22 protein-coding genes and 1 riboswitch are annotated in these 20,981 nt (G+C 69.0%); of the genes, 10 read left to right on the top strand and 12 right to left on the bottom strand.

The annotated features are described in order from the left end of the window. The first annotated feature begins 143 nt into the window (after positions 1–143). Positions 144–1,127, top strand: coding sequence for an LLM class F420-dependent oxidoreductase (locus ACLQ3I_RS14565; protein WP_425802696.1), 984 nt, complete (start codon positions 144–146; stop codon positions 1,125–1,127). 113 nt (positions 1,128–1,240) lie between these two features. Here the strand turns inward: ACLQ3I_RS14565 and ACLQ3I_RS14560 are convergent, their stop codons facing one another. Further along, entirely contained in the window at positions 1,241–2,395 is a 1,155-nt protein-coding gene (locus ACLQ3I_RS14560; RefSeq protein ID WP_425802693.1) for a pyridoxal phosphate-dependent aminotransferase, read from the bottom strand. Positions 2,396–2,476: 81 nt separating this feature from the next. On the opposite strand from ACLQ3I_RS14560, the gene ACLQ3I_RS14555 reads away from it, so the two are divergent. Beyond that, on the top strand, positions 2,477–3,544 hold the full coding sequence (locus ACLQ3I_RS14555; RefSeq protein WP_425789016.1) for an LppU/SCO3897 family protein: 1,068 nt from the start codon (positions 2,477–2,479) through the stop codon (positions 3,542–3,544). A 12-nt stretch (positions 3,545–3,556) separates the two neighbouring features. On the opposite strand, the gene ACLQ3I_RS14550 is transcribed toward ACLQ3I_RS14555, so the two are convergent. Beyond that, positions 3,557–5,224 carry a DNA repair helicase XPB gene (locus ACLQ3I_RS14550; protein ID WP_425789014.1) on the bottom strand — a complete coding sequence of 556 codons (1,668 nt, stop codon included), beginning with the start codon at positions 5,222–5,224 and terminating at the stop codon, positions 3,557–3,559. A gap of 110 nt (positions 5,225–5,334) precedes the next feature. Continuing rightward, the gene (locus tag ACLQ3I_RS14545) at positions 5,335–7,671 is read right to left on the bottom strand and encodes a helicase-associated domain-containing protein (protein WP_425802690.1); all 2,337 of its coding nucleotides are present in this window, start codon (positions 7,669–7,671) and stop codon (positions 5,335–5,337) included. Positions 7,672–7,749: 78 nt separating this feature from the next. Here ACLQ3I_RS14545 and ACLQ3I_RS14540 point away from each other — a divergent pair, with 78 nt between their 5' ends. The 5 genes from ACLQ3I_RS14540 to ACLQ3I_RS14520 all read left to right on the top strand — a co-directional run bounded on the left by ACLQ3I_RS14540 (position 7,750) and on the right by ACLQ3I_RS14520 (position 9,925). After that, positions 7,750–7,935, top strand: a complete 186-nt coding sequence (locus tag ACLQ3I_RS14540; RefSeq protein WP_425789010.1) for a hypothetical protein — start codon at positions 7,750–7,752, stop codon at positions 7,933–7,935. Between the two features lie 71 nt (positions 7,936–8,006). Further along, positions 8,007–8,480, top strand: a complete 474-nt coding sequence (moaC, locus tag ACLQ3I_RS14535) for a cyclic pyranopterin monophosphate synthase MoaC (RefSeq protein WP_425790473.1) — start codon at positions 8,007–8,009, stop codon at positions 8,478–8,480. Beyond that, positions 8,473–8,973: a MogA/MoaB family molybdenum cofactor biosynthesis protein gene (locus ACLQ3I_RS14530; RefSeq protein WP_425789008.1), complete on the top strand. Its 501-nt coding sequence runs from the start codon at positions 8,473–8,475 to the stop codon at positions 8,971–8,973. Before moaC ends, ACLQ3I_RS14530 begins: the two co-directional genes overlap by 8 nt. Next, positions 8,973–9,425, top strand: coding sequence for a molybdenum cofactor biosynthesis protein MoaE (locus ACLQ3I_RS14525; RefSeq protein ID WP_425789006.1), 453 nt, complete (start codon positions 8,973–8,975; stop codon positions 9,423–9,425). Before ACLQ3I_RS14530 ends, ACLQ3I_RS14525 begins: the two co-directional genes overlap by 1 nt. Next, positions 9,422–9,925, top strand: a complete 504-nt coding sequence (locus tag ACLQ3I_RS14520) for a DUF6328 family protein (RefSeq protein ID WP_425802687.1) — start codon at positions 9,422–9,424, stop codon at positions 9,923–9,925. The genes ACLQ3I_RS14525 and ACLQ3I_RS14520 overlap by 4 nt, the downstream gene beginning before the upstream one ends. A gap of 105 nt (positions 9,926–10,030) precedes the next feature. Here the strand turns inward: ACLQ3I_RS14520 and ACLQ3I_RS14515 are convergent, their stop codons facing one another. The 5 genes from ACLQ3I_RS14515 to ACLQ3I_RS14495 all read right to left on the bottom strand — a co-directional run bounded on the left by ACLQ3I_RS14515 (position 10,031) and on the right by ACLQ3I_RS14495 (position 13,214). Next, a complete protein-coding gene (locus tag ACLQ3I_RS14515; protein ID WP_425789003.1) occupies positions 10,031–10,672 on the bottom strand; it encodes a transglycosylase family protein in 642 nt (213 codons plus the stop codon). A gap of 5 nt (positions 10,673–10,677) precedes the next feature. After that, positions 10,678–10,860, bottom strand: a riboswitch (cyclic di-AMP (ydaO/yuaA leader). Between the two features lie 253 nt (positions 10,861–11,113). Continuing rightward, on the bottom strand, positions 11,114–11,362 hold the full coding sequence (locus ACLQ3I_RS14510; protein WP_425802685.1) for a MoaD/ThiS family protein: 249 nt from the start codon (positions 11,360–11,362) through the stop codon (positions 11,114–11,116). A gap of 6 nt (positions 11,363–11,368) precedes the next feature. Then, on the bottom strand, positions 11,369–12,460 hold the full coding sequence (gene moaA / locus ACLQ3I_RS14505) for a GTP 3',8-cyclase MoaA (RefSeq protein WP_425802682.1): 1,092 nt from the start codon (positions 12,458–12,460) through the stop codon (positions 11,369–11,371). Continuing rightward, a complete protein-coding gene (locus tag ACLQ3I_RS14500; protein ID WP_425802680.1) occupies positions 12,457–13,008 on the bottom strand; it encodes a flavin reductase family protein in 552 nt (183 codons plus the stop codon). The genes moaA and ACLQ3I_RS14500 overlap by 4 nt, the downstream gene beginning before the upstream one ends. Then, the gene (locus ACLQ3I_RS14495; RefSeq protein ID WP_425788996.1) at positions 13,005–13,214 is read right to left on the bottom strand and encodes a hypothetical protein; all 210 of its coding nucleotides are present in this window, start codon (positions 13,212–13,214) and stop codon (positions 13,005–13,007) included. The genes ACLQ3I_RS14500 and ACLQ3I_RS14495 overlap by 4 nt, the downstream gene beginning before the upstream one ends. Positions 13,215–13,436: 222 nt before the next feature. Between ACLQ3I_RS14495 and ACLQ3I_RS14490 the strand changes: the two genes are divergently transcribed. Beyond that, on the top strand, positions 13,437–13,850 hold the full coding sequence (locus ACLQ3I_RS14490; RefSeq protein ID WP_425790471.1) for a cold-shock protein: 414 nt from the start codon (positions 13,437–13,439) through the stop codon (positions 13,848–13,850). Positions 13,851–13,868: 18 nt separating this feature from the next. Here ACLQ3I_RS14490 and ACLQ3I_RS14485 read toward each other — a convergent pair whose 3' ends face one another. From ACLQ3I_RS14485 to ACLQ3I_RS14475, 3 genes are read right to left on the bottom strand one after another with little or no spacing between them, the layout of a single operon-like run. Further along, on the bottom strand, positions 13,869–14,420 hold the full coding sequence (locus tag ACLQ3I_RS14485) for a DUF2771 family protein (protein ID WP_425802677.1): 552 nt from the start codon (positions 14,418–14,420) through the stop codon (positions 13,869–13,871). A gap of 9 nt (positions 14,421–14,429) precedes the next feature. Next, entirely contained in the window at positions 14,430–16,433 is a 2,004-nt protein-coding gene (locus tag ACLQ3I_RS14480; protein ID WP_425802674.1) for an MFS transporter, read from the bottom strand. Positions 16,434–16,448: 15 nt separating this feature from the next. Continuing rightward, a complete protein-coding gene (locus ACLQ3I_RS14475) occupies positions 16,449–16,784 on the bottom strand; it encodes a hypothetical protein (protein ID WP_425802671.1) in 336 nt (111 codons plus the stop codon). Between ACLQ3I_RS14475 and ACLQ3I_RS14470 the strand changes: the two genes are divergently transcribed. Together ACLQ3I_RS14470 and ACLQ3I_RS14465 are read left to right on the top strand one after the other, a co-directional pair. Beyond that, on the top strand, positions 16,767–17,576 hold the full coding sequence (locus tag ACLQ3I_RS14470; RefSeq protein WP_425788988.1) for a DUF3027 domain-containing protein: 810 nt from the start codon (positions 16,767–16,769) through the stop codon (positions 17,574–17,576). The two genes, ACLQ3I_RS14475 and ACLQ3I_RS14470, sit on opposite strands and share 18 nt — an antisense overlap. 5 nt (positions 17,577–17,581) lie before the next feature. Further along, positions 17,582–20,419 carry a sacsin N-terminal ATP-binding-like domain-containing protein gene (locus ACLQ3I_RS14465; protein ID WP_425802668.1) on the top strand — a complete coding sequence of 946 codons (2,838 nt, stop codon included), beginning with the start codon at positions 17,582–17,584 and terminating at the stop codon, positions 20,417–20,419. Here ACLQ3I_RS14465 and ACLQ3I_RS14460 read toward each other — a convergent pair. After that, positions 20,388–20,975: a TetR/AcrR family transcriptional regulator gene (locus ACLQ3I_RS14460; RefSeq protein ID WP_425802666.1), complete on the bottom strand. Its 588-nt coding sequence runs from the start codon at positions 20,973–20,975 to the stop codon at positions 20,388–20,390. The genes ACLQ3I_RS14465 and ACLQ3I_RS14460 overlap by 32 nt on opposite strands. Positions 20,976–20,981 lie beyond the last annotated feature (6 nt).

The following is a 20,981-nucleotide window of genomic DNA, read 5'->3' as shown; positions in this document are numbered from 1 at the left end:
GTTACCGTGACCCGCTCGCTGCGGACCCTGCCCGTCGTCGTCGATCTCCTAGCTGTCGCCGACTCCGTTCGGGTCGGGCATGCACTCGAGTCTAGTGCCCACCGAAGGCGCTGGGCCATGGCCGGCGCGGGTAGCGTGGGGCCATGAGATTCGGACTGTTCATTCCACAGGGTTGGCGTCTCGATCTCACCGGCATCGCGCCCGCAGATCAGTGGTCGGTGATGTCGTCGTTGGCCACGACAGCCGAAGAGACGGACTGGGATTCGATCTGGGTCTACGACCATTTCCACACGGTGCCGACGCCGACCGACGAGGCCACGCACGAGGCGTGGAGCCTGGTGTCCGCCTTTGCGGCCACCACGTCCCGCGTCGATATCGGGCAGATGTGCACGGCGATGAGTTACCGGAATCCGATGTATCTGGCGAAGGTGGCGGCCACCGCTGACCTCATCTCGGGTGGTCGAGTGCAGATGGGGATCGGCGCCGGGTGGTACGAGCAGGAGTGGCGTGCGTACGGTTATGGCTTCCCGTCTGCCGGGGTGCGACTCGCTCGGCTCGACGAGGGGGTGGCGATCATGAAACAGGCCTGGGAGACCGGACGTGCGAGTCTCGACGGTGTCCACTACCAGGTCGACGACGCGATCTGCGCACCCCAGCCGGTCGCCGGGCGCATCCCCTTGTGGATCGCGGGGGGTGGCGAGCGGAAGACGCTGCGGATCGCCGCGCAGTATGCCGACTACACGAACTTCGACGGAACGGCCGAGGGTTTCGCGCACAAATCATCTGTGCTGCAACAACACTGCGCCGACCTGGGTCGAGACTACGAATCGATCGTGCGCTCGGCCAACTACAACGTGGTGATCGGCGAGACGGCCGCCGAGGTGGAGCGTCGGCTCGACGCCCTCGAGCAGCGGCTGGCGAAATTCGTCCATCTGGAGGCGGCCGCGGGGAGCATGGCGGCCTATCGCGGCATGCCTGCCGTCGGGACGCCGGAGCAGGTGATCGAGAACCTGTCCGCCCTGGTCGACCTCGGGATGTCCTATGGGATCTTCTACTTCCCGGACATCGCGCACGACCGCAGCAGCCTCGACTTGTTCGTCAACGAGGTCATGCCGGCGCTGCGCTGACAGCACCGCCGATCGGGCGCAACTTTCCGCTGATCGGGCGCACCGAAAGCACTGCGTCGGCCATCGGTCGGTGGCGGTGCCCGGTCGGCTGGTGGGAACCCGGGGATGGAACGTCAGAGTTGTCGAAGTCGTTGCGCGGCTTCGGCGATGACGTCCTCGCGCTTGCAGAAGGCGAATCGGACGAGGTGTCGCCAAGGTTCGACGTCGTCGACGAACGCGCTCACCGGAACGGCCGCGACACCGATCCGCTCGGGCAGCATCCGACAGAATGCGACACCATCGTCGAAGCCGAGCGGTCGCGGATCGGCACACACGAAATAGCCTGCCTCGCTTCGGTGGACGTCGAAGCCGGTGTCGCGGAGGGCGTCCGACAACAGATCGCGCGCCGAGGACAGTCGCTGCGCGGATCCGTGGACCCAGTCCATCTCGTCGTCGAGCGCGCGGGCCACCGCGGGCTGGAACGGTCCGGAACCCACATACGACATGAACTGCTTGGCGGAGCGGGCGGCCGCGACCAACTGGGCCGGACCGCTGACCCACCCGACCTTCCACCCGGTGCAGTTGAACGTCTTCGCGGCGCTCGAGATCCGCAGGGTTCGGTCACGCATGCCGGGAAAGGTGGCGAGCGGTCGATGGACCCGGTCGTCGAAGAGCAGGTGCTCGTAGACCTCGTCGGTCACCGCGACCACGTCGTGTTCGACGCACAGCCGCGCGATCTCGGCGAGATCGTCGTCGGGGAGGACCGTTCCGGTGGGGTTGTGCGGTGAGTTCACCAGGATGATCGCGGTGGAGGGGCCGAACGCGTCCGCCAGCCTGGTCCGGTCAAGACGGAAGCCGTCGCCGTCGGCGATCAGCGGAACGGTGCGTCGGATGCCGCCCGCCATCGCGACCGTGGCGGCATACGAGTCGTAGTACGGCTCCACCATCACCACTTCACGGCCGGGCTCGACGAGTCCGACGACGGCTCCGGCGATCGCCTCGGTTGCGCCGACCGTGATCAGCACCTCCGAGTCCGGGTCGTAGTCCAGTCCGTAATGTCGCCGCTGGTGCCGGGCCACCGCGTACCGGAGTTCGGGCACGCCGATCCCGGGTGGGTACTGGTTGTGTCCCTCGGCGATCGCGCATTGTGCGGCCGTCAGCATCGACGCGGGACCGTCGGTGTCGGGGAAACCCTGCCCGAGGTTGACCGCATCGTGTTCGACCGCGAGCGCGGACATCTCGGCGAAGATCGTGGTGCCGAAGGGGCGGAGGCGGGAAACGGTGCGCACCGCTCAAGGCTGACACATCGGGGGTCATGCGTGCAGATGGCATCGTCACGGCCGTCATGGGCGGCGGTACGATCTGCGACTATGACCACCCCGCCCGTACCGCCGAACCCGGATTCACCGCAGGGGCCGCAGGACGCGGATCCCGAGCAGCCCCAGGGCAGTGGTGAGGGCCCGGCCGGAGCGCAACCGTCGCCAGGCGGCGAGCAGTACCCGGGTGCCCAGCCGGGCGCCGTTGCTCAGCCGTATCCGGGGGAACAGCCGTACTACGGCGCTCAGCCCAATCCCGGCGCTCAGCCTTATCCAGGTGCCCAGCCGTATCCCGGTGCCCAACCCGGTCCCGGCTCCCAGTCTTATCCGGGTGCGCAGTCTTATCCGGGTGCCCAGCAGTATCCGGGTGCCCAGCAGTATCCGGGTGCCCAGCAGTATCCGGGTGCTCAGCCGTACCCGGGGGAACAACCATATCCCGGTGCTCAGACGTACCCGGGCGCCCAGCAATATCCGGGTGCTCCGCAATACCCGGGCGCGCAGCCGTACCCCGGTGCCCAGCAGTTTCCCGGCGGCCAGCCGTATCCGGGCCCGTATCCGTACGCGGCACCGCCGCCGAAGCGGTCGAGCAAGCGTTTGTGGTGGGTCGTCGGTATCGTGGCCGTCCTTCTGATGGCGATCATCGGGGTGGTCGGCTTCATCGCCCGCGATTCGGTCACCGACACCGGCGACGTCGCGGTGGGTGACTGTGTCTCGGTCACCGGCAGCGGACAGGGCGGTGACGTGCACGCGCGGAAGGCGGATTGCTCCTCGACGAGCAAGTTCACCTTCTACGTGGCGCAGAAGGTCACCGGAGCGACGTGCCCCAGCCAGGACTACTCCCGGCTCTACTGGATGCGCGACGGCGAGGAAACCGGCGAACAGTTGTGCCTGTCACCGAACCTGACGCAGGGCAAGTGTTACCAGATCCCGGTCGGCGGGATGCCGAGTGCGTCGCTGTCGGACTACAAGGAGCTCGGGTGCGGGGCCACCAAGGCCGCAGGCACCGAGATCGTCCGCGTCGATCAGCGGAGCAACGGACAGCCGTCCTGCTCCACCGACCAGCTGTCCGTCTACTTCGCGCTGCCCAAGCCGGTCGGCTACTGCCTCGCCGAACCCACCTGAGTCACCGGCAGGTCAGCCCGCCGATTCCTCGCCGATGGCGGGGCCGAGTAGATCGTCTGCGTCGGTGATCCGGTAGGCGTAGCCCTGCTCGGCGAGAAACCGCTGCCGATGCGCCGCATAGTCGGCGTCGAGGGTGTCGCGGGAGACCACCGAGTAGAAATGCGCCTGCCCGCCATCACGTTTCGGACGGAGCAGGCGGCCGAGGCGCTGCGCCTCCTCCTGGCGGGAACCGAAGGTGCCGGAGACCTGGACCGCGACGGATGCCTCCGGGAGATCGATCGAGAAGTTGGCCACCTTGGAGACCACCAGGGTCCGGATCTCACCTTTGCGGAACTGGTCGAACAGGACCTCGCGCTCCTTGTTCTTGGTGGAGCCCTGGATCACCGGCGAGTCGAGCTCGCGGCCCAACTCTTCCAGCTGATCGATGTAGGCACCGATGACCAGCGTCGGAGAATCCTTGTGCCGGGCCAGAATCGACTTCACCACATTCACCTTGGTGTGTGCGGTGGAGCAGAGCTTGTACTTCTCCTCGGCCTCGGCGACCGCGTACTGCATGCGCTCCTCGTCAGTGAGCGTCACCCGCACCTCGACACAGTCGGCGGGCGCGATCCAGCCCTGGGCCTCGATGTCCTTCCACGGTGCGTCATAGCGTTTCGGCCCGATGAGGCTGAAGACGTCGCCCTCGCGCCCGTCCTCGCGGACGAGGGTCGCGGTCAGGCCCAACCGGCGCCGTGACTGCAGGTCGGCGGTCATCCGGAACACCGGCGCGGGCAGCAGGTGCACCTCGTCGTAGATGATCAGGCCCCAGTCGCGGGAGTCGAACAGATCGAGATTCTTGTACTCGCCCTTCGATTTCCGGGTCATCACCTGGTAGGTGGCGATGGTGACCGGACGGACTTCCTTGCGTTCTCCGGAGTACTCGCCGATCTCGTCCTCGGTCAGGGATGTGCGGGCCACGAGTTCACGTTTCCACTGACGCCCGGCGACCGTATTGGTCACCAGGATCAGGGTGGTGGCACCGGCTTTGGCCATCGCGGCGGCGCCGACCATCGTCTTGCCGGCGCCGCAGGGCAGCACCACGACACCCGATCCGCCCGCCCAGAACGAATCGGCGGCCAGTTCCTGGTAGTCACGCAGATGCCAGTCGTCCTGATCGAGTTCGATGTGGTGGGCTTCGCCGTCGACGTAACCGGCGAGATCCTCGGCGGGCCAGCCCACCTTCAGCAGGACCTGCTTGAGCCGGCCACGCTCAGACGGGTGCACGACCACCGTGTCGTCGTCGAGGCGGGTGCCGAGCATCGGGGCGATCTTCTTGTTGCGCATGATCTCTTCGAGCACGGCGCGATCGAGGCTGATCAGGGTCAGGCCGTGTGCTGGGTGTTTGACCAGCTGCAGGCGGCCGAATCGGCCCATCGTGTCGACGATGTCCATCAGCAGCGGCTGCGGGACCGCGTAGCGGGAGTGGCTGACGAGGGCGTCGACCACCTGCTCGGCGTCGTGGCCTGCGGCGCGCGCGTTCCACAGGGCGAGCGGAGTCACCCGGTAGGTGTGCACATGTTCGGGGGCACGCTCGAGTTCGGCGAACGGCGCGATCGCCGCACGGGCCGCCGCCGCATCGGGGTGGTCGACCTCGAGCAGCAGGGTTTTGTCGGATTGCACGATCAGGGGTCCATCGGTCACCCCGTCCATTGTCCAGATCGGTGCAACTCTTGTCAGAAGCGGTCGCAGGTGGGAGGGCGCAGGTCGCCGTGACGACCCGTCGCAGCGGGTAGGTGTCGCCGGTGCCGCCCTCAGTTCTCGAGGAGTTCGACGCTGGTGATCCGGTGCAGGGAGAAGTGCTGCTCGTCCTCTGTTCCCGCGTCGACGGCGACGAGTTGCCCCGCCCCGAGGGTTCGTGGCGTCACCACATGCCGGCTGGCCGATCCGTGCGCGTCGACGTAGTCCACTCGCAGCCGCCGGTTCACCCGTAGCGCGAGCTGGATCAAGGCAGTCGCCGATTCGCCGCCACCGCTCGCACGGACCGGTGTCGCCGACGTCGCACGGGATGCGGGACGGGCGGTCGCGGCCCGATCCTGGGAACGCATCCGGGCGACGACGGTCCGCAACTGATCTGGCGAAGGTACGGGCCGGCGCGGCTGGGGCGCTCGGCGCTGCCGTGCGACGGTGACCCGGCTGCCGCGTTCACGCAGGTCCACGACGGTGCCGGTGGAATCCTCGCCCGCCGGGGCGAACCCGGCGGCCCGGAGTCGGTCGATCACCTCACGGACGTCGGCCTGCGACACCGCAACCGTCGGCGCCAATGCGCGTAACGCCAGGTGTTCGGCGGCCTCGCTGCGTAGCACCGCGGCCAGGGTGGTGGGGTCCTCGCAGCGCACGAAGGCCGATGCGACGCCCACCCGCAGCTGGCCGTGCTTTCGCGCGACGTCCTCGATCAGGTAGGTCAACGACTGGGGCACCGGGGTGCGCGAATGTGCGGTGAACAGGGTCAGCAGTTCACTGCTGCTGCGGCCCGCGTCGAGCGCGCGTCGCACGCTGGCCTCGGAGACGCGATAGACCGACGCCGCGCCGCCGGACTCGAGGTCGGCGACGAGTTCCACCTGTTCGGCCAGGTCGGCGGCCATGGGTCCGGGGACCGTCAGGGTGAGGTCGGCCTGGGCGAGGAAGTGGTCGACGGGCTCGGGCAACGCCGCCCGCATCGCGGTGAGCACCGACGACTCCACCTCGTCGTGGTCGCCGGCGATGGCCGCCCGACCAACCGCGGTCAGCGATCCGTGGGCGACCACCCCCAGTTCGCGTGCCTCGCGCAGTGTCTCTTCGACGACGTGCCGTGAGTACCGGCGGATCTGGCGTGGGTGCTGCCAGTGCAGGGCTGTCGCCAGCGCGTCGGTGGTCACCGGCATGGCACGACCGGCCTCGCCCAGTGTCGAGAGCATCGCGTGACGCGCGATCGGTGCGTAGGCGTCGTGCAGCTCGCCCGACAACGCCGGCAGGGCGTTGCCGTCGCGATCGGGTTCGCCGATCTGCCACGCGCGCCGGGGCATCTCCAGCCATGCACCGAGCAACGCCCACCACTGCCGGTCGGGTGCCTGGTGCAACCAGGTGTCGGCGGCCATGGTGGGCGCGAAGGCGTGCTCGCCGGAGTCGGATGCCGGCGCGGGCTCGGGGAACCCGGCGTCGATGAATCGCAGGTACGCAAGGAGCTCGGCGATGAATGCGAGACGCCGCTGTTCGAGGCCGGTCACCTTGGCCAGGCGCCGCAGCTCGCGAACACCCAGCGCGCCCGATCGCAACACCGCCGCGGGAGTTGCCCCGAGCGCGCGGATCAGCGAGGTGGCGTGGCGGATGAGCTCCAGCGCCTCGCCGCCCGCGGCGGCCTCGACGGCGCTGGGGGAGAACCGGCGCTTGGCCGACTCGTCGTGCAGTGCGGGGGCACCGAGGTCGTCGGTGCGCAGCGGGGGCTCATCGCGCAGCAGCTGGCCGATCATCGGCGGCAACTCGACCGTCTGGTCGTCGATGCGCGCGAGGAGACCGGCCGCGAGGAGCCGGGCGACCGGCGAGTCCGGATCGGCGTCGGGTGCGGCGTCCCGGCTACGGCCCAGTGCGGGCCCGCGGGACAGGGTTTCGAGCAGACTGCGCTCGCGCTCATCGAGCCCGTCGAGGGTGGCGCGCAGGACCTCGGGCTTCTGACGGGCGAGGGGCCCGGTGAGATGGTGGCCCCGCCACGGCAGGGCGGCCGGGGCATGCGCTCCGGTCAGGAGCGCGTCGTCGGGCCCCCAGAGCAGGGCGCGCCGCCGCAGCCGGTCGATCCGATCGAGGATCTCCTGCTTGTCGCCCTGCCCGGCGAGCGCGGCGACGATCGATGCGACGCCGGTCGGCGCGGGAATCGTGCCGGTGGTCTCGAGGCCGAGCGCGATCGCCTGTTCGAGCACGGCCACCGCGAGCAGATCGAGATCTTCGCCTGCCAGCGCCGATGACGCCGCCGACAAGGCCCGCGAGGCCAACACACCGGTGCCCGCCGGCGGTGGGGACGCGAGATCCGGGCGCGCGGTGAGCAGCTCGATGACCTCGTCGTCGCTGCGCAAGGCCAGGTCATCGGCCAGGCTGACGCCCTGGTCATCAGCACTCATTCGGTCGATTCTACTGAGCGGGCTCCCGACGGCGGTTTCGGCGGGACGGCCGTCGAGGCCACATGGCACAATGACCCCGTGGCTGAGAAGAAGAAGTACGTCGACAACGGCTGGCCGAAAGACGGAGAAGGCGACAGCGCACACGCTGTTTCCGAGTTCGCGGCCGGACTGTCCGGTGCCCTGTCGCCCTTCGGTGACATCGAGTTCCCGCTGGCCCCCGACGACCTGCCGTACCTCCAGCCGAAGACTGTCGTCAACCGCTGACGAGCGTGGCCGCCGGGAGCGAAGCGAGCGGGGCAGATGACACCGCCGCCGAGAGCGAACCGAGCGGGCCGATCCAGCCGGGCCTGAGTCACCTCGACTCGACCGGTGCGGCCCGGATGGTCGACGTCGGGGGCAAATCGCGCAGCGACCGCCGTGCGGTGGCCGGCGGGACGTTTCGCACCACGACCGAGGTGATCGGATTGCTCAGCGACGGCAAGCTCCCGAAGGGCGATGTCCTCGCGACCGCCCGGATCGCCGGCATCATGGCCGCCAAGCGCACCGACGACCTGATCCCGCTGTGCCATCAGCTCGCCCTGTCGTCGGTCGAGGTCGAGTTCGCGATCGCCGACGATCACATCGATGTGACGGCAACGGTCGGGACCAGCGGTCAGACCGGGGTCGAGATGGAAGCCCTCACCGCGGTCGCGGTCGCCGGCCTCACCTTGCACGACATGGTGAAAGCGGTCGACCGCCGCGCCAGCATGGACGGGGTGCGCCTGCTCGAGAAGACCGGAGGCAAATCGGGGTCGTGGCGACGTGAGTGAGTCGCCGGGCGACGGCGGACGGTTCCGGGTGGCCAGGATCGTGGTCGCCTCGACCCGGGCCAGCCGTGGCGATTACGCCGACCGCACCGGACCCGTCATCGCCGACTGGCTCAAAGCCCGCCGATTCGTCGTCGACGACTGCAGCGTGGTGCCCGACGGCACGCCCGTGGGGAACGCGATCCGGGCCGGTGTGGACGCCGGTGCCGATCTGATCGTCACCACCGGCGGGACCGGTCTCTCGCCGACGGATCGCACCCCGGAACAGACTCGCCCGCTGCTCGACGTCGAGATCCCCGGTCTGGCGGACGCGATCCGTTCGGCCGGCCTGCCGACGGTGCCGACCGCGGTGCTGTCGCGCGGTACCGCGGGCGTGGCCGCCACGACGTTGGTGATCAACCTGCCGGGGTCGACCGGCGGGGTCAAGGACGGACTGTCCGTCCTCGACGGAGTCCTTGACCATGCGCTCGACCAGATTCGCGGCGGTGACCACTGATGTCGGAAGGGGCTGCCGGCGTGGCGGTGGTGCGGGCCTCGTTGTCCGACAACGAGATCGACCTGGCATCACACGAGGCGCTCGTCGTCGAGGCTGCGGGCGGTGCCGCCGGTGCCGTCGTGGGGTTCGTGGGTGCGGTGCGCAACCACGACGGCGGTCACGAGGTGACCAGGCTCGTCTACTCCGCCCATCCGACGGCGCCGACCGTGCTGTCCGACGTCGTCGGTGAGGTCGCCGGGGCAGCGGACGGGGTCCGTGCGGTGGCGGTGTCGCATCGGGTCGGCGAACTCGCGATCGGCGATGTCGCCTTCGTGGTGGCGGTCGCGGCCGATCATCGTCGAGCGGCCTTCGAGCTCTGCGCACGCCTGGTAGACGAGGTGAAGGCGCGACTGCCGGTGTGGAAGCACCAGTTCTTCGGCGACGGCAGCGACGAGTGGGTGGGGTCGGCGTGACCTCGCCACCTGACGAGGACGACGCGTCCCGGCCACGCCGCCACGAGACTCCTGCCGAGCGACTCGACCGCAACTGGGCCAGCCTGTTGCAGGAGCTGCGGGTGGTGCAGACCGGTGGTCAGATCCTCACCGGTCTGATGCTGACCGTCCCGTTCCAAGAGGGCTTCGAGGAGCTCAGCTCTCGTGAGCAGTACATCTTTGTCGTCAGCCTGGTCTGTGCGGTGCTGTCGACGGTCACCTTGATCTCGCCGGTGGCCCTGCATCGTCTGTTGTTCCGGCGCCACGCGATAGATCAGCTGGTGGACCGCGCACACGTGTTGACGCTGATCGGTATCGGACTGCTCGGAATGGCACTGATCGGCGTTCTCACGGTGATCTTCGACATCGTATTCGGCGGCTGGGCCGCGATCACGGCCGGGTGCGTGGCTCTGGTGGTCTTTCTGTTCATGTGGGTCGCGATGCCGCTGCGTGAACGGCGACGCTTGTCCCGACCCGACTGACCGGGCGTCCCATGAGAGTGGAAAAGGGCCCCGCACGGGTCTGAAACCGTCGTGCGGGGCCCTTCGACTGTGGGCCCGTGGTGCGGGCCGAGTCAGCTGCTCCTATCAGGGAGTGGGCAGCTGGTCCTTGTGCTCGTTGAACATCTTGATCTGATCCGGGGTGAGCTCGTAGCCGCTCTTCTTGGCCATGTCCCACATGTTCTTGACCTCGGGCGAGATCCTGCCCTTCTCCTGCGCCTGGCTGAGCGCGGAGTCGAGCTGCTTCTGCACGTCATCGGTGCTCTTGGCCTCGGGCGCGGCCGACCAGTTGAACGGTGCCGGCAGCTTCGGGAGCTGCAGGCGCGGGGCCTCGCTCGGCGCGTTGCGCTGGGTGGCGCCCGAGAGGCCGGTGCCACACACGGGCCATGCGCCCTTGCCCTGGCTGCCCAGCACGCGCTCGGCAACCACGATCTGCTGCTCCTTGGTGGCCTGATCGGCGCTGGGAGCGAACTGGGTGCCGCCGTGGCCGGCCCAGGTGCCCTGGTTGAACTGCAGGCCACCCTGGTATCCGTTGCCGGTGTTGATGGCCCAGTTGCCGCCCGACTCGCACTGGGCGACCTGGTTCCATTCGGCGTCGGTTGCGGCGTTTGCCGAACCGGTGCCGCCCAGCAGGGCGGCGCCGCCGCCGAGGACGGCTCCGGTGAGGGCGACCTTGGCGAAGGTCTTGGTGGGAGTGCCTGTAGTCGGTTTGCGATGGCGTCCGGACATGGTGGTGTTCCTCTCTCCACGCGCCTACGAAGTCAGCTGTCGGGTTCGGGCGAGAGGTGCCCGGTCTCGGCCTGACGTGAGTCACGCCGGGACTTAACCCCAAGGACGTCGTGATGACCGTCCGGTTCTCTGTCGGAGGGTGGGTCCCCCGTCCTCACTCCTAGATGTCGTTCTGGTGCGTCCCGTGACGGAGTGAGGTTCGGCGCGGCCGACGGGACGTTATGCATTTGGTTACTCGGTCGTGACCCCCCGGGGGGCGTCGTTCAGTCACAGTATTACGTCTGCGAGCTCGAATCACGTTGTTGGCAAGCCTGTTTTCGCGGCCCGATTGGGTCTCTCGACCCAATTTGAGGGTCATCCCTGCTCACGGGGCGATAGTCGACTTGTGTCCTTCTCGTTATCGACCCGTTATGTGATGAAGGTCACAGGGCGAGTGTGGCCTCAGCCACCGGCAAACGGCGGCAGAACGTCGACGATCGCACACGTCCCAAGGGTCACAGTGCGATCGCAGAGCGCGACGGAGTCGCGAAGATATGAACACCGTGCCAACACCCGCTGCAGATCCGGGTTGTCGGCGGACAGGATCGACTCGAGGTCGGCGAGCGTCGTATCCGCGTCGACGTCGACGACGGCCGTGTCCCTACCCGCCGCAGCGCGCGCAGCAGCGAAGTACCGGACGGTCAACTGCATCGCCGATCAGCCCCCGATGGCCGACATCGGCCGGGTGGGCTGGTGGAACTCGGGGCTGTTCACGCCGTGCCCGGCGGCCTTGACCCACGTGTTGCCGCGCCAGCGGTCGGCGATGGCCGCGTCGAGGCGATCGTCCGGCAGGCCGCTGCGCAGCACGGCGCGGAGATCGGTCTCCGACTCCGCGAACAGGCAGTTGCGCAGCGCGCCATCGGCGGTGAGTCGGGTGCGATCACAATCTCCGCAGAAGGGGCGGGTGACCGATGCGATCACACCGACGCGCGCCGGTGCACCGTCCACGTCGTGGCCGTCGACCAGCCACGTCGCGGCGGGAGCGCTGCCGCGCGGCCGGGGATCGGGCAGCAGGGTGTAGCGGGCGCGAAGCGCGGCGAGGATCTCGTCGGCGGTGACCATCGACGACCGGTCCCATCGGTGCTCGGCGTCGAGCGGCATCTGCTCGATGATGCGCAGCTGATAGCCGTGGTCCAGGCAGAACCCGAGAAGGTCGGGGAGGCGGTCGAGATCGTCGTGGCCGGCGAGGACCGCGTTCACCTTGATCGAGCGCACTCCGGCGGAGCGTGCGGCAGCCAGTCCGTCGACGACGTCGTCGAGGCGGTCACGTCGGGTGATCTCGGCGAACCGCTGTCGGTCGACGGTGTCGAGCGAGACGTTGATCCGATCGAGTCCGGCGGCCACGAGCGGTTCGATCCGGCGCCGGAGACCGAGGCCGTTGGTGGTCATCGCGATCTCGGGTGCGGCCGGCAGGGCCGACACGGCGCCGATCAGGTCGTCGAGGTCGCGGCGGAGCAGCGGTTCGCCGCCGGTGAAGCGGATCGTGCGGATGCCGAGGTCGCGGACCGCCACGGTCATCACCCGGATCAGCTCACCGGTCGTGAGCACGTCGTCGGTGGGCAGCCAGTCGAGCCCCTCGGCGGGCATGCAGTAGGTGCATCGCAGATTGCACCGATCGGTCACCGACACGCGCAGGTCGGTGACGATTCGACCGAACCGATCGCGCAGCGGACCCGTCGTCGGGGTGTCCGCCGGCGGCACGTCCATCGACGGCGATGTGGTGGGGAGGCCGAGCGAGACAACGGTCATGTGCCGGTCCTCCGCACTTCCAATGAGCGAAATGTGCTGGCGTGGAACACGAGTGGTTCCACGCCGGCGTCGTACTGCAGCGCCTCGATGCCGAGGAGGACCAAGGTGTGGTCACCGGCCGGGATCTCGTTGTGGAGCGAACAGGACAGGCAGGCGGCCGCGTCCGGGATGAACACGGCGCCGTCGTCGGTGCCGGAGGGGGTGATCCCGGAGAAGCGCGCGTGGCTCGGGCCGGCGAGCTGTCGACACAGGTCGGACTGATCGCGCGCGAACACGCTGACGCCGATGGCCGGGGCCGAGCGGAGTCGTGGCCACGTGGTCGACGAGTTCTGGACGCACAGCGAGACGAGTGGGGGGTCGAGCGAGACCGTGGTGAACGCACTTGCCGCCATCCCGACGAGTTCCGGCGCGCCGTCGGCGCCGACGACCCGGCACGCGACCGCGACGACGCCGGAGGGGAAACAGCTGTACGCGCGTTTGAGCACATCGACGTCGGCCGCGGGGGAGAGGTCGGCCGCGGTGGTCGGGAACGCGGATTCGAGGGTCATCGTGCCCGCCGCCCCGATCGGAGTGCGAAGACCAGCCCGATCACAAATCCCACCGGCGCGCACATGGTCAGCACGTACACGAACGTGGGTGCCGTGCCACCGTCGGTGACCATGGGAGTCACGAACAGGGCGACGATCGCCGCGAGTCCGATCGCGAACACGACCCCGGCCAGCTGCAGCAGTCGCGGGGACGATTGGCTCTTCATGTCTTCCACGGTAGAACACGTCGCGGGTCGGTGGCGCCCGGTGATCGTCGCGGGGCGTGAGGTAATCCACGTGCCCGGTCCGATTCGCGTTGGCTAGACTGAATCCTCATTGGCGCCTCTGCTCATCTGATGTGGAGCCGGGTCCCGGTCACGGGACCAGCTGTGACTCAGGTCAGGGGCGCTTTTGTCATGGACTCCGACGTACAGATGAGGGTGAGCACAGTGCCGACCGGCAAGGTGAAGTGGTACGACGCGGAAAAAGGTTTCGGCTTTCTCTCGCAGGACAGCGGTGAGGACGTCTACGTCCGATCGTCCGCATTGCCCGACGGCGTGGAGAGCCTGAAGCCGGGCCAGCGCGTCGAGTTCGGCATGGCCGCGGGACGTCGCGGACCACAGGCGCTGACCGTCACCGTTCTCGAACCGGCGCCCAGTGTCGCGAAGAACACACGCGAGGCCGCGCGCAAGGAGACCAAACGGCACACGCCCGACGAACTGCACGGCATGGTCGCCGATCTGATCACCCTTCTCGAGGGCGCGGTGCAGCCGGAGCTCCGCAAGGGCCGCTACCCGGATCGCAAGACGTCGCAGCGCATCTCCGAGGTGGTCCGTGCGGTCACCCGCGAACTGGAGCGCTGACCCCACCCCGGTGATCCGTCAGCGCGGGTTCGCGGCGGGCAATGGTAGGTCCTGGGGGCTCGTGTCCGCCGCGAGGTAGCCACGCGCGATCACGTTGTTGTTCTGGGCATCGGCGATCGCCGACGGCACCTGCACCTCGACGTTGACCAGGATTCGGTCCGGCGTCGAGTGCAGCACCGTGGTGTAGGTGGAGTTCGACCGCATCGGGACCGAGGTCCCGTCGAGCCCCTCGGGTGTGAGGTACTGGATCACCAGGTTCCAGGGCCATTCGGCGATGTCGTTGGACACCGACAGCATCACCGACTCGCCGACCGGCACCGGCACGCGCTGGACCTGCGCGTCGGCCATCCTCTTGGGCTCGCAGTTCTTGAGGAAGACGTCGCACATCCGGGTCGGGTCCACGCGTACGAGCCGATCGCCCACCGCGAGTTGCAGATACGGTTGTTCCTCGGTCGAATCGCCGGACCACTGATCCTTCGTCAGCACGGCGACCGTCCCGCCGACGATCACGACGAACGCGACCACCACGGCCGCGATGATCGCGAGCGCCTTCTTTTCTCCACTGTTCACGTGCACGGTCTACGACTGTCCTCGATCGGGTTCGGCGGGCATCTTCCGGGTGGGGTCGGCGGCGTGGCCGCGACGTGGATCAGGATGCCGACCACCAGGATGATGCGCGATGCGGGTCGGGGCGTCGGACGGGGGGTGGTGTGCGGGCGACGACCGGCGCGGCGGTGCCGCGGGGTGGCCGACCGCACGCAACGCCACCGTGGGTGCCGCGTAGTCGGGTCGTTGTCCGCCGATACCCGGCACCAACGACGATCCACGTGTGGTCATCACGGTCTGCAGCAGGCCGATGCCCAGTAGCACCGCGACCACGGTGAAACCGATCCACAACGTCGGGGGCAACAGGACACCGAGCGTCGCGCCGAAGACCCATCCGAGCTGGAGAACGGTCTCCGACCGGCCGAAGGCCGAGGCCCGCGACTCTTCCGGCAGATCGTCCTGGATCGACGAATCGAGGCAGACCTTGCCGATCGCACTGGTGCCCGAGGCGACGAACGCGGCCAGTGTGGCGATCACGATGTTGCCGAAGATCGCGGCCAGTGCGGCGACGATGAAACAGGCCGCGGTGGACCAGACCACGATCCGGGGCGGGTTCTTCAGCTCCAGTCGGGTGCCGAGGCCGTTGCCGATCATGTTTCCGATACCCGCGGCCGCGCCGAACGCACCGAGTAGTACGAGTTGGGTCCAGTCGGAATGCACGTCCTGTTGCGCCTTGGCATAGAAGGCGATGTAGAGCGTGAGGAACCCGGTCAGGATGCGGATGGTCGCGTTGCCCCACAGCCCCGCGACGACCTTGCGGCCGAGTGGCTGCCGCATCTTCGCCGCCAGCGCGGTGGCCGTCTCGCGGGCACCGCGGCGCCCGCCCGCGGCGTCACCCGCAGGAGCGTGCGACATCGCCGGCTCCCCGTGGTAAGTGAGCGTGGTCGGGATCTCGCCCTCGGTCACCTCCACCCACGACGGGATGCGCATGCACAACCAGGCACCGGCAGCGGCGATCACCGCCAGCCAGACCATCGCGCCGGGGATGTGGATGGGCAGCACCTTGGCCAACAGCACCTCGAACATCGCCGCGACGGCACCGCCGATGATGGTGCCGCCGATCAGGCCGAAGGTGGTGAGGCGGGAGTTGACCCTGGGCAGGTCGATCGTGGGTGGCACCACGCGTGGCGTCACCGCGGATTTGAGGACCCCGAACGATTTGGACAACACCAGCAGGCCCAGCGCGCACGGATAGAGCACCCAGGGGTCGTACTGCAGTTGTTGCGTCGTGGCGTCCCAGGACGAGTTCGCCAGGATGAGCAACGCGAGGATCACCCGGAGCCCGAACGTGGTCGCCATCGCGATGCGCCGCCCGTGCTGGAGGCGATCGAGCATGGGGCCGATCAACGGGGCGATCAACGCGAACGGGGCGATCGTCAGGGCCAGGTAGAGGCCGACATTGGTCTTCGACTCGCCGGTGGCGGCCGCGAAGAACAGGGTGTTGGCGAGTGCGACGGCCATCGCGGCGTCCACCGCGAAGTTGGCGATCACCGGCAGTGTCAGGGCAGTCAGGCCGGAGCGGTCGGCGCCGTCGGCGGTCGCGGCCTGGTAGATCTTGCCGATCCCGCGGCCGGTCAACTCGCGGCTGCGCATCGCGGCGACGCGGGCGACGGTGATCTTCTTGGGGATTCCCGGACCCGAGGTGCCGCCCGGCATCGCCTTGGTACCGCCGATCCGGTCGGTCGGGGCGCCCGTCGGGGTCTCATCGTGCCCGTCGAGGGGTGGCAGATGCGGATTGTGGGTGGGCGGTGGCAGATAGGCGGTGTCGGCCGGTCCGCGGGACGTGGAGCGTCCGGTGACCGGACGCCGGGCGGTGGTCGGCTCGTCGGCAGGGTAGTTCGCGGTCCCGGGGTGTTGCCGACGACTGCGACCGTCGTGGCCGGCACCCGGTTCGACATCGTGACCCGCGCCGCGCGGGTCGGGCCCCGTCGGTTCGCTTCGCTTCCCCCGGGGGAAGCGGGGGCTGGGTCGGTTCACACCGACAATTGTTCCTCATCCCACCGACTCGGTGTCGGCACGGCCACCGCCCGCGCGTTGGATGGTCGACACATCGCCGACCGGGCGCACCTTTTCGCCGACCGGGCGCATCTTTTCGTCGACCGTGCGCAGTTTCCTGTCGATCGTGCAGAGCCGACCCCCGTGCCGTTCACCGACGTGCACGGTCGGCGAGAAGGTGCGCACAGTCGGCGCGGGAAACGCCCCGAGCGGCGACATCGAGTCGCCCGCGAGGCCGATCGGGCCGGCTCGCGCGGTGTCGTGCGGGACCGCGATGCGAGACAAAGTGCGGGTCGGTGCCGCCGCGATCGCGCGATGTTGCACACTGGACACGTGACTCTTGCATTCGACGGTGACCGGCTGCTCGCCGCTGTCGACGCGGCGCGCGCAGCGCTGGTCGAGGATGGTCAGCAACCCGGGGCGCACCTGGAGAGCACCCCCGAGGGGGACTGGGCGGTCGCCCACTATTTCGAGGCCGACCTCGCCGGCTACCGAGGCTGGCAGTGGTGCGTCGTGCTGGCCGGGGCGCCGGACACCGACGAGATCACCGTCAGCGAGCTCGTGTTGCTGCCGGGTCAGGAATCGTTGCTGGCCCCGAACTGGGTGCCATGGAACCAGCGGGTCGCCCCGGGCGACCTGTCCGCGGGCGACGTCCTGGCGGCGGACCCCGACGATTCGCGGCTCGTGCCCAACCAGATCGACACCGCCGACGAGTTCGGGTTCTCGTCCGACGACGACGATCCTGACGACATCGGGCAGATCGCCGGTGAACTCGGCCTGGGTCGACGGCGATTGCTGAGTCGCGACGGTCGTGACGATGCTGCACAGCGCTGGCACGACGGCGAGTTCGGTCCCCGCAGCGAGATGGCTGTCGCCGCGGCGTACTCGTGTGCCAGCTGTGGCTTCTACCTACCGCTCGCCGGTGCGTTGCGGCCGGCCTTCGGCGTGTGCGCCAACGAGTACTCGGCCGACGGTCATGTGGTCGCCGCCGACTACGGGTGCGGTGCGCACTCCGATGTCGCCCCGCCGTCCGGTGGTGGATCGCCCGCCTACGACGCCTACGACGATGGTGCGCTCGAGATCGTCAGCGCCGGCGTGGGTGCCGCCGCGGACGCGACGTCCTGACCGACGTGCCCACGGGCATCGATCCCAGCGAACCTGACGATCCCTGCGAACCTGACGATCCCTGCGAACCTGACGATCCCTGCGAACCTGACGATCCCTTCGCTCTCGACGAGCTCCGTGCGGCCACGCTCGACGCGTGGCGCGCCTCGCCGACGAGATTCGCCGAGGACGCCGCGGCCGAGCAGGACCTGGTCACCGTCGGCTACCGGGACCGGCTCTTCATCGAACTCGCGGCCAACGCGGCCGACGCCGCATCCGCATCCGATTCCCCGGGCCGGCTCGCCGTCTGGCTCGACGGACGTGCCCTGCACGTGGCCAACACCGGTGCCCCGCTGACTGTCGACGGCGTGCGATCACTGCTGTCGTTGAGGGTTTCGGCAAAGCGGGGTGATCTCGGGCGGCCGAGTGTCGGCCGGTTCGGGGTCGGCTTCACCGCGACCGGTACGGTCGCGGATCGCATCGAGATCCGGTCCAGGTCCGGGTCGTTCGTCGTAGATCGCGACCGGACCGCTCAGGCTGCCCGCGACGCCGGGGTGGCCGTGTCGGGAACCGACCGCATGCCGTTGCTCCGACTGGCATGGGCGCTCGACGTGCCGCCGGTGCCCGATCATGAAACCGAGGTGGTGCTGCACCTGCGCGACGATGTCTCGGCCGACGCGCTGTTGGCGGCGGCCCGAGTGCAGGCCCCCGACCTGCTCCTGGAACTGGTCGGCCTGGAGGAGATCTCGGTGGCCGGCTCGACGACGACGATCGACCGGGGGGCGCCCGTCGCGGACGCACGGACCCGTCGGTTGACGATCACCGAGACAGCGGCGACGGACCGCGTGGTGCGGACCTGGGTCGAGGCCGAGGGCAGCGGCACCCGATGGCTGATCGAGGCGGGGGAGTCGGGACCGAGACTCGCCGACCGGGATGTACTCAGGGCGCCGACCCCCACCGACATCGAGCTGTCGTTGCCGGCGCGATGCATCACCGACCTCCCGCTCACCCCCGACCGCAGACATCTGCATCCGGACGCCGACATAGCCACGGCGGCAACGGGTCACGCGGACCTGATGACCGGGGTGCCGGCGTCGTGGCGGCCGCTGCTGATCCCTTCGCCCGCACGAGCCCGCAACCGCGACGACGCGGCCCTGATCGAGGCCGTGCTCGGTGAACTACGCGACAGTGCGTGGCTGCCGGCGGCCGAGGGCGCCGATCTGGTCCCATCCCGGGCAGTCGTGCTGCCGGACCTGAGTGAGGACCTCGCCGCCGTGCTCGCCCCGGTCCTGGGGGATCTGGCCCATCCCGACGTCTCCGAACGCCGCCATCTGGGCCGCCTGCGCACGGTCGGCGTCGGCGAGATCGGTCTCGCCGACATCGCGGAGAGATTGGTCGGCGTCGAACGTGAATCGGAGTGGTGGCGTGACCTGTATGCGGCACTGTCGCCGTTTGTGACCACCGGAGTCGACGCGGACGAGCTGGGCGCGCTGCCGATCCCGCGAGCCGACGGACGGATGAACATCGGCGCGCGCGGGGTGTTCGTGGCCGACGGCATCGACATCCCGATGCGCTGGATCCCGACCGTCGCGACGGCTGCGCGACATCCTCTCGTGGAACGGCTCGGCGCCCAACCGATCTCGGTGGACCAGGTGCTCGCCGATCCGGCGTTGGCGCAGCTGGTCGACAAGGCCGACGACGACGAACTCGTCGAGGTGACCGACGAGGTCTTCGCGCTGCTCGCCGCGGACCCCGCTGCGGCAGTGCCGGATCGGCTGTCGCGTCTGCCCGTACCCGACCAGGACGGGGAGCTGCGCGCGGCCGACGAGCTCCTGCTGCCGGACAGTCCGCTGGCATCCGTCCTCGTCGCCGACGCACCGTTCGGTCTCGTATCCGACGATCTGGTCCGGCGGGTCGGGCCCGAGGTGCTGCGGCGGCTCGGCGTGGGCTGGGGCTTTCACGTCCTCGTAGACGATCTCCCGGTGGCGCCCGATCACGACCTGCCGGACGAGGAACAGTGGTGGGACACCCACGATGATCCCCCGCAAAGTCTTTCGGCCGTACGCGATCTCGATCTCGTCGACGAGAACCGCTGGCGCGACGCACTGACGCTCCTCGCCACCGACGACGCCGTGGCACCGCTGCTCGCCGACCGCGCCGGGTACACGGCCTGGTGGCTGCGGCACCACGCACTGATCGACGAACATCCGCTGGGGTGGTACCGGGCGCCGTCGGACACCACGGTCGAGGGTGTGCGTGCTGCGCTGGATCATCCGCAGGCCGACGTGTTCGCCGCGGCGCTCGGCACCGTCGATGTGGAGTCGGCTGCCGACGCCGATGCCATGCTCACCGGTCTCGGCGATCCCGGGCGTCAGGTCGCCGCGGGCGTGGCGGGAACGGTCTACGCATCGGTCGTGCGGGCGTGCCGGTCCGGCCTGTTCCTGGCAACAGAACTGGCTGTGCCGCAGCGAGTTCGGGCAGTGTCGGGGGCGACCGTGGAACGGGCCGCGGTGCTCGATCGCCCGTGGCTGATCCAGTCGATGGATCCCGACACGACGGTCGTGCTGGGCGGCCGTGTCGATGCCGACGACGCGGAGGTCCTCGCCGACATCCTCGACCTGCCGACCGTGAGTGAGGAAGCGCGGGCTGTGGTGCGCGACGAAGGGATCGCCACCACCTGGACGTCCACGGAGGCCGTGCTGTTCGCCGCGGAGTGGGGTCGCGACCTGGGTCACGGCGAGATACGAATCCACGACGAACTCTGGATACGATTACAGCGCAACGGTTCCGAGTCGGATGTCGAGGTGACCTGGTGGGTGGATGATCGCGGGGTCACCCACCTCGCGCGTCGATTCCCCCGGTGAGGATCGAGGCCAGCTGCCGGTAGGCCTCCGCGTCGTCGAGGCCGGTGGTGACCGCCACGTCGCGCCGCTGGATCCGGCTCATCATGGATGCCGCCAGATTGGCGGCGAAGGCGGCGTTCACGTCGCGGAATGCTCCGGTGGCCACCCCCGCGGCGATCAGCTCGGTGACCCGGCCGGTGGCGGCCGCGGTGTTGCGTTCGTACAGTTCGCGGGTCGGTTCGTAGGCGTGCAGGTCGGTCATGAACGCATCCGAGGCGGGCGCGAGCGCATCCCCGACCGCGATGAGGTAGGTGATCACCTTCGCGCGTGCATCCAGCTCAAGGGCCACCCGTGCCTCGACCTGATCTGTGGCCACCCGGAAGAAGTGCGTCACCGTCTTGACGACCAGCTGCTCCTTGCTGCCGGCGAGCGTGTACAGCGTCGACTTCGAGCATCGCAGTGCCGAGGCCAACTCGGCCACGCCGAGATGGGCGAATCCCTCGGAGAGCAGGAGTCGGACCAGGGCGTCGAACACGTCGCCGCGACGTCGGGTGGCGAAGCCGGTGTTGTCACTCACGCCCAC

The organism is Gordonia sp. DT101 (genome assembly GCF_049844895.1).
Classification (GTDB): Bacteria; Actinomycetota; Actinomycetes; order Mycobacteriales; family Mycobacteriaceae; genus Gordonia.
The sequence above is the reverse complement of the archived record's forward strand: the minus strand, read 5'-3'. Positions and strand labels throughout refer to the sequence as shown.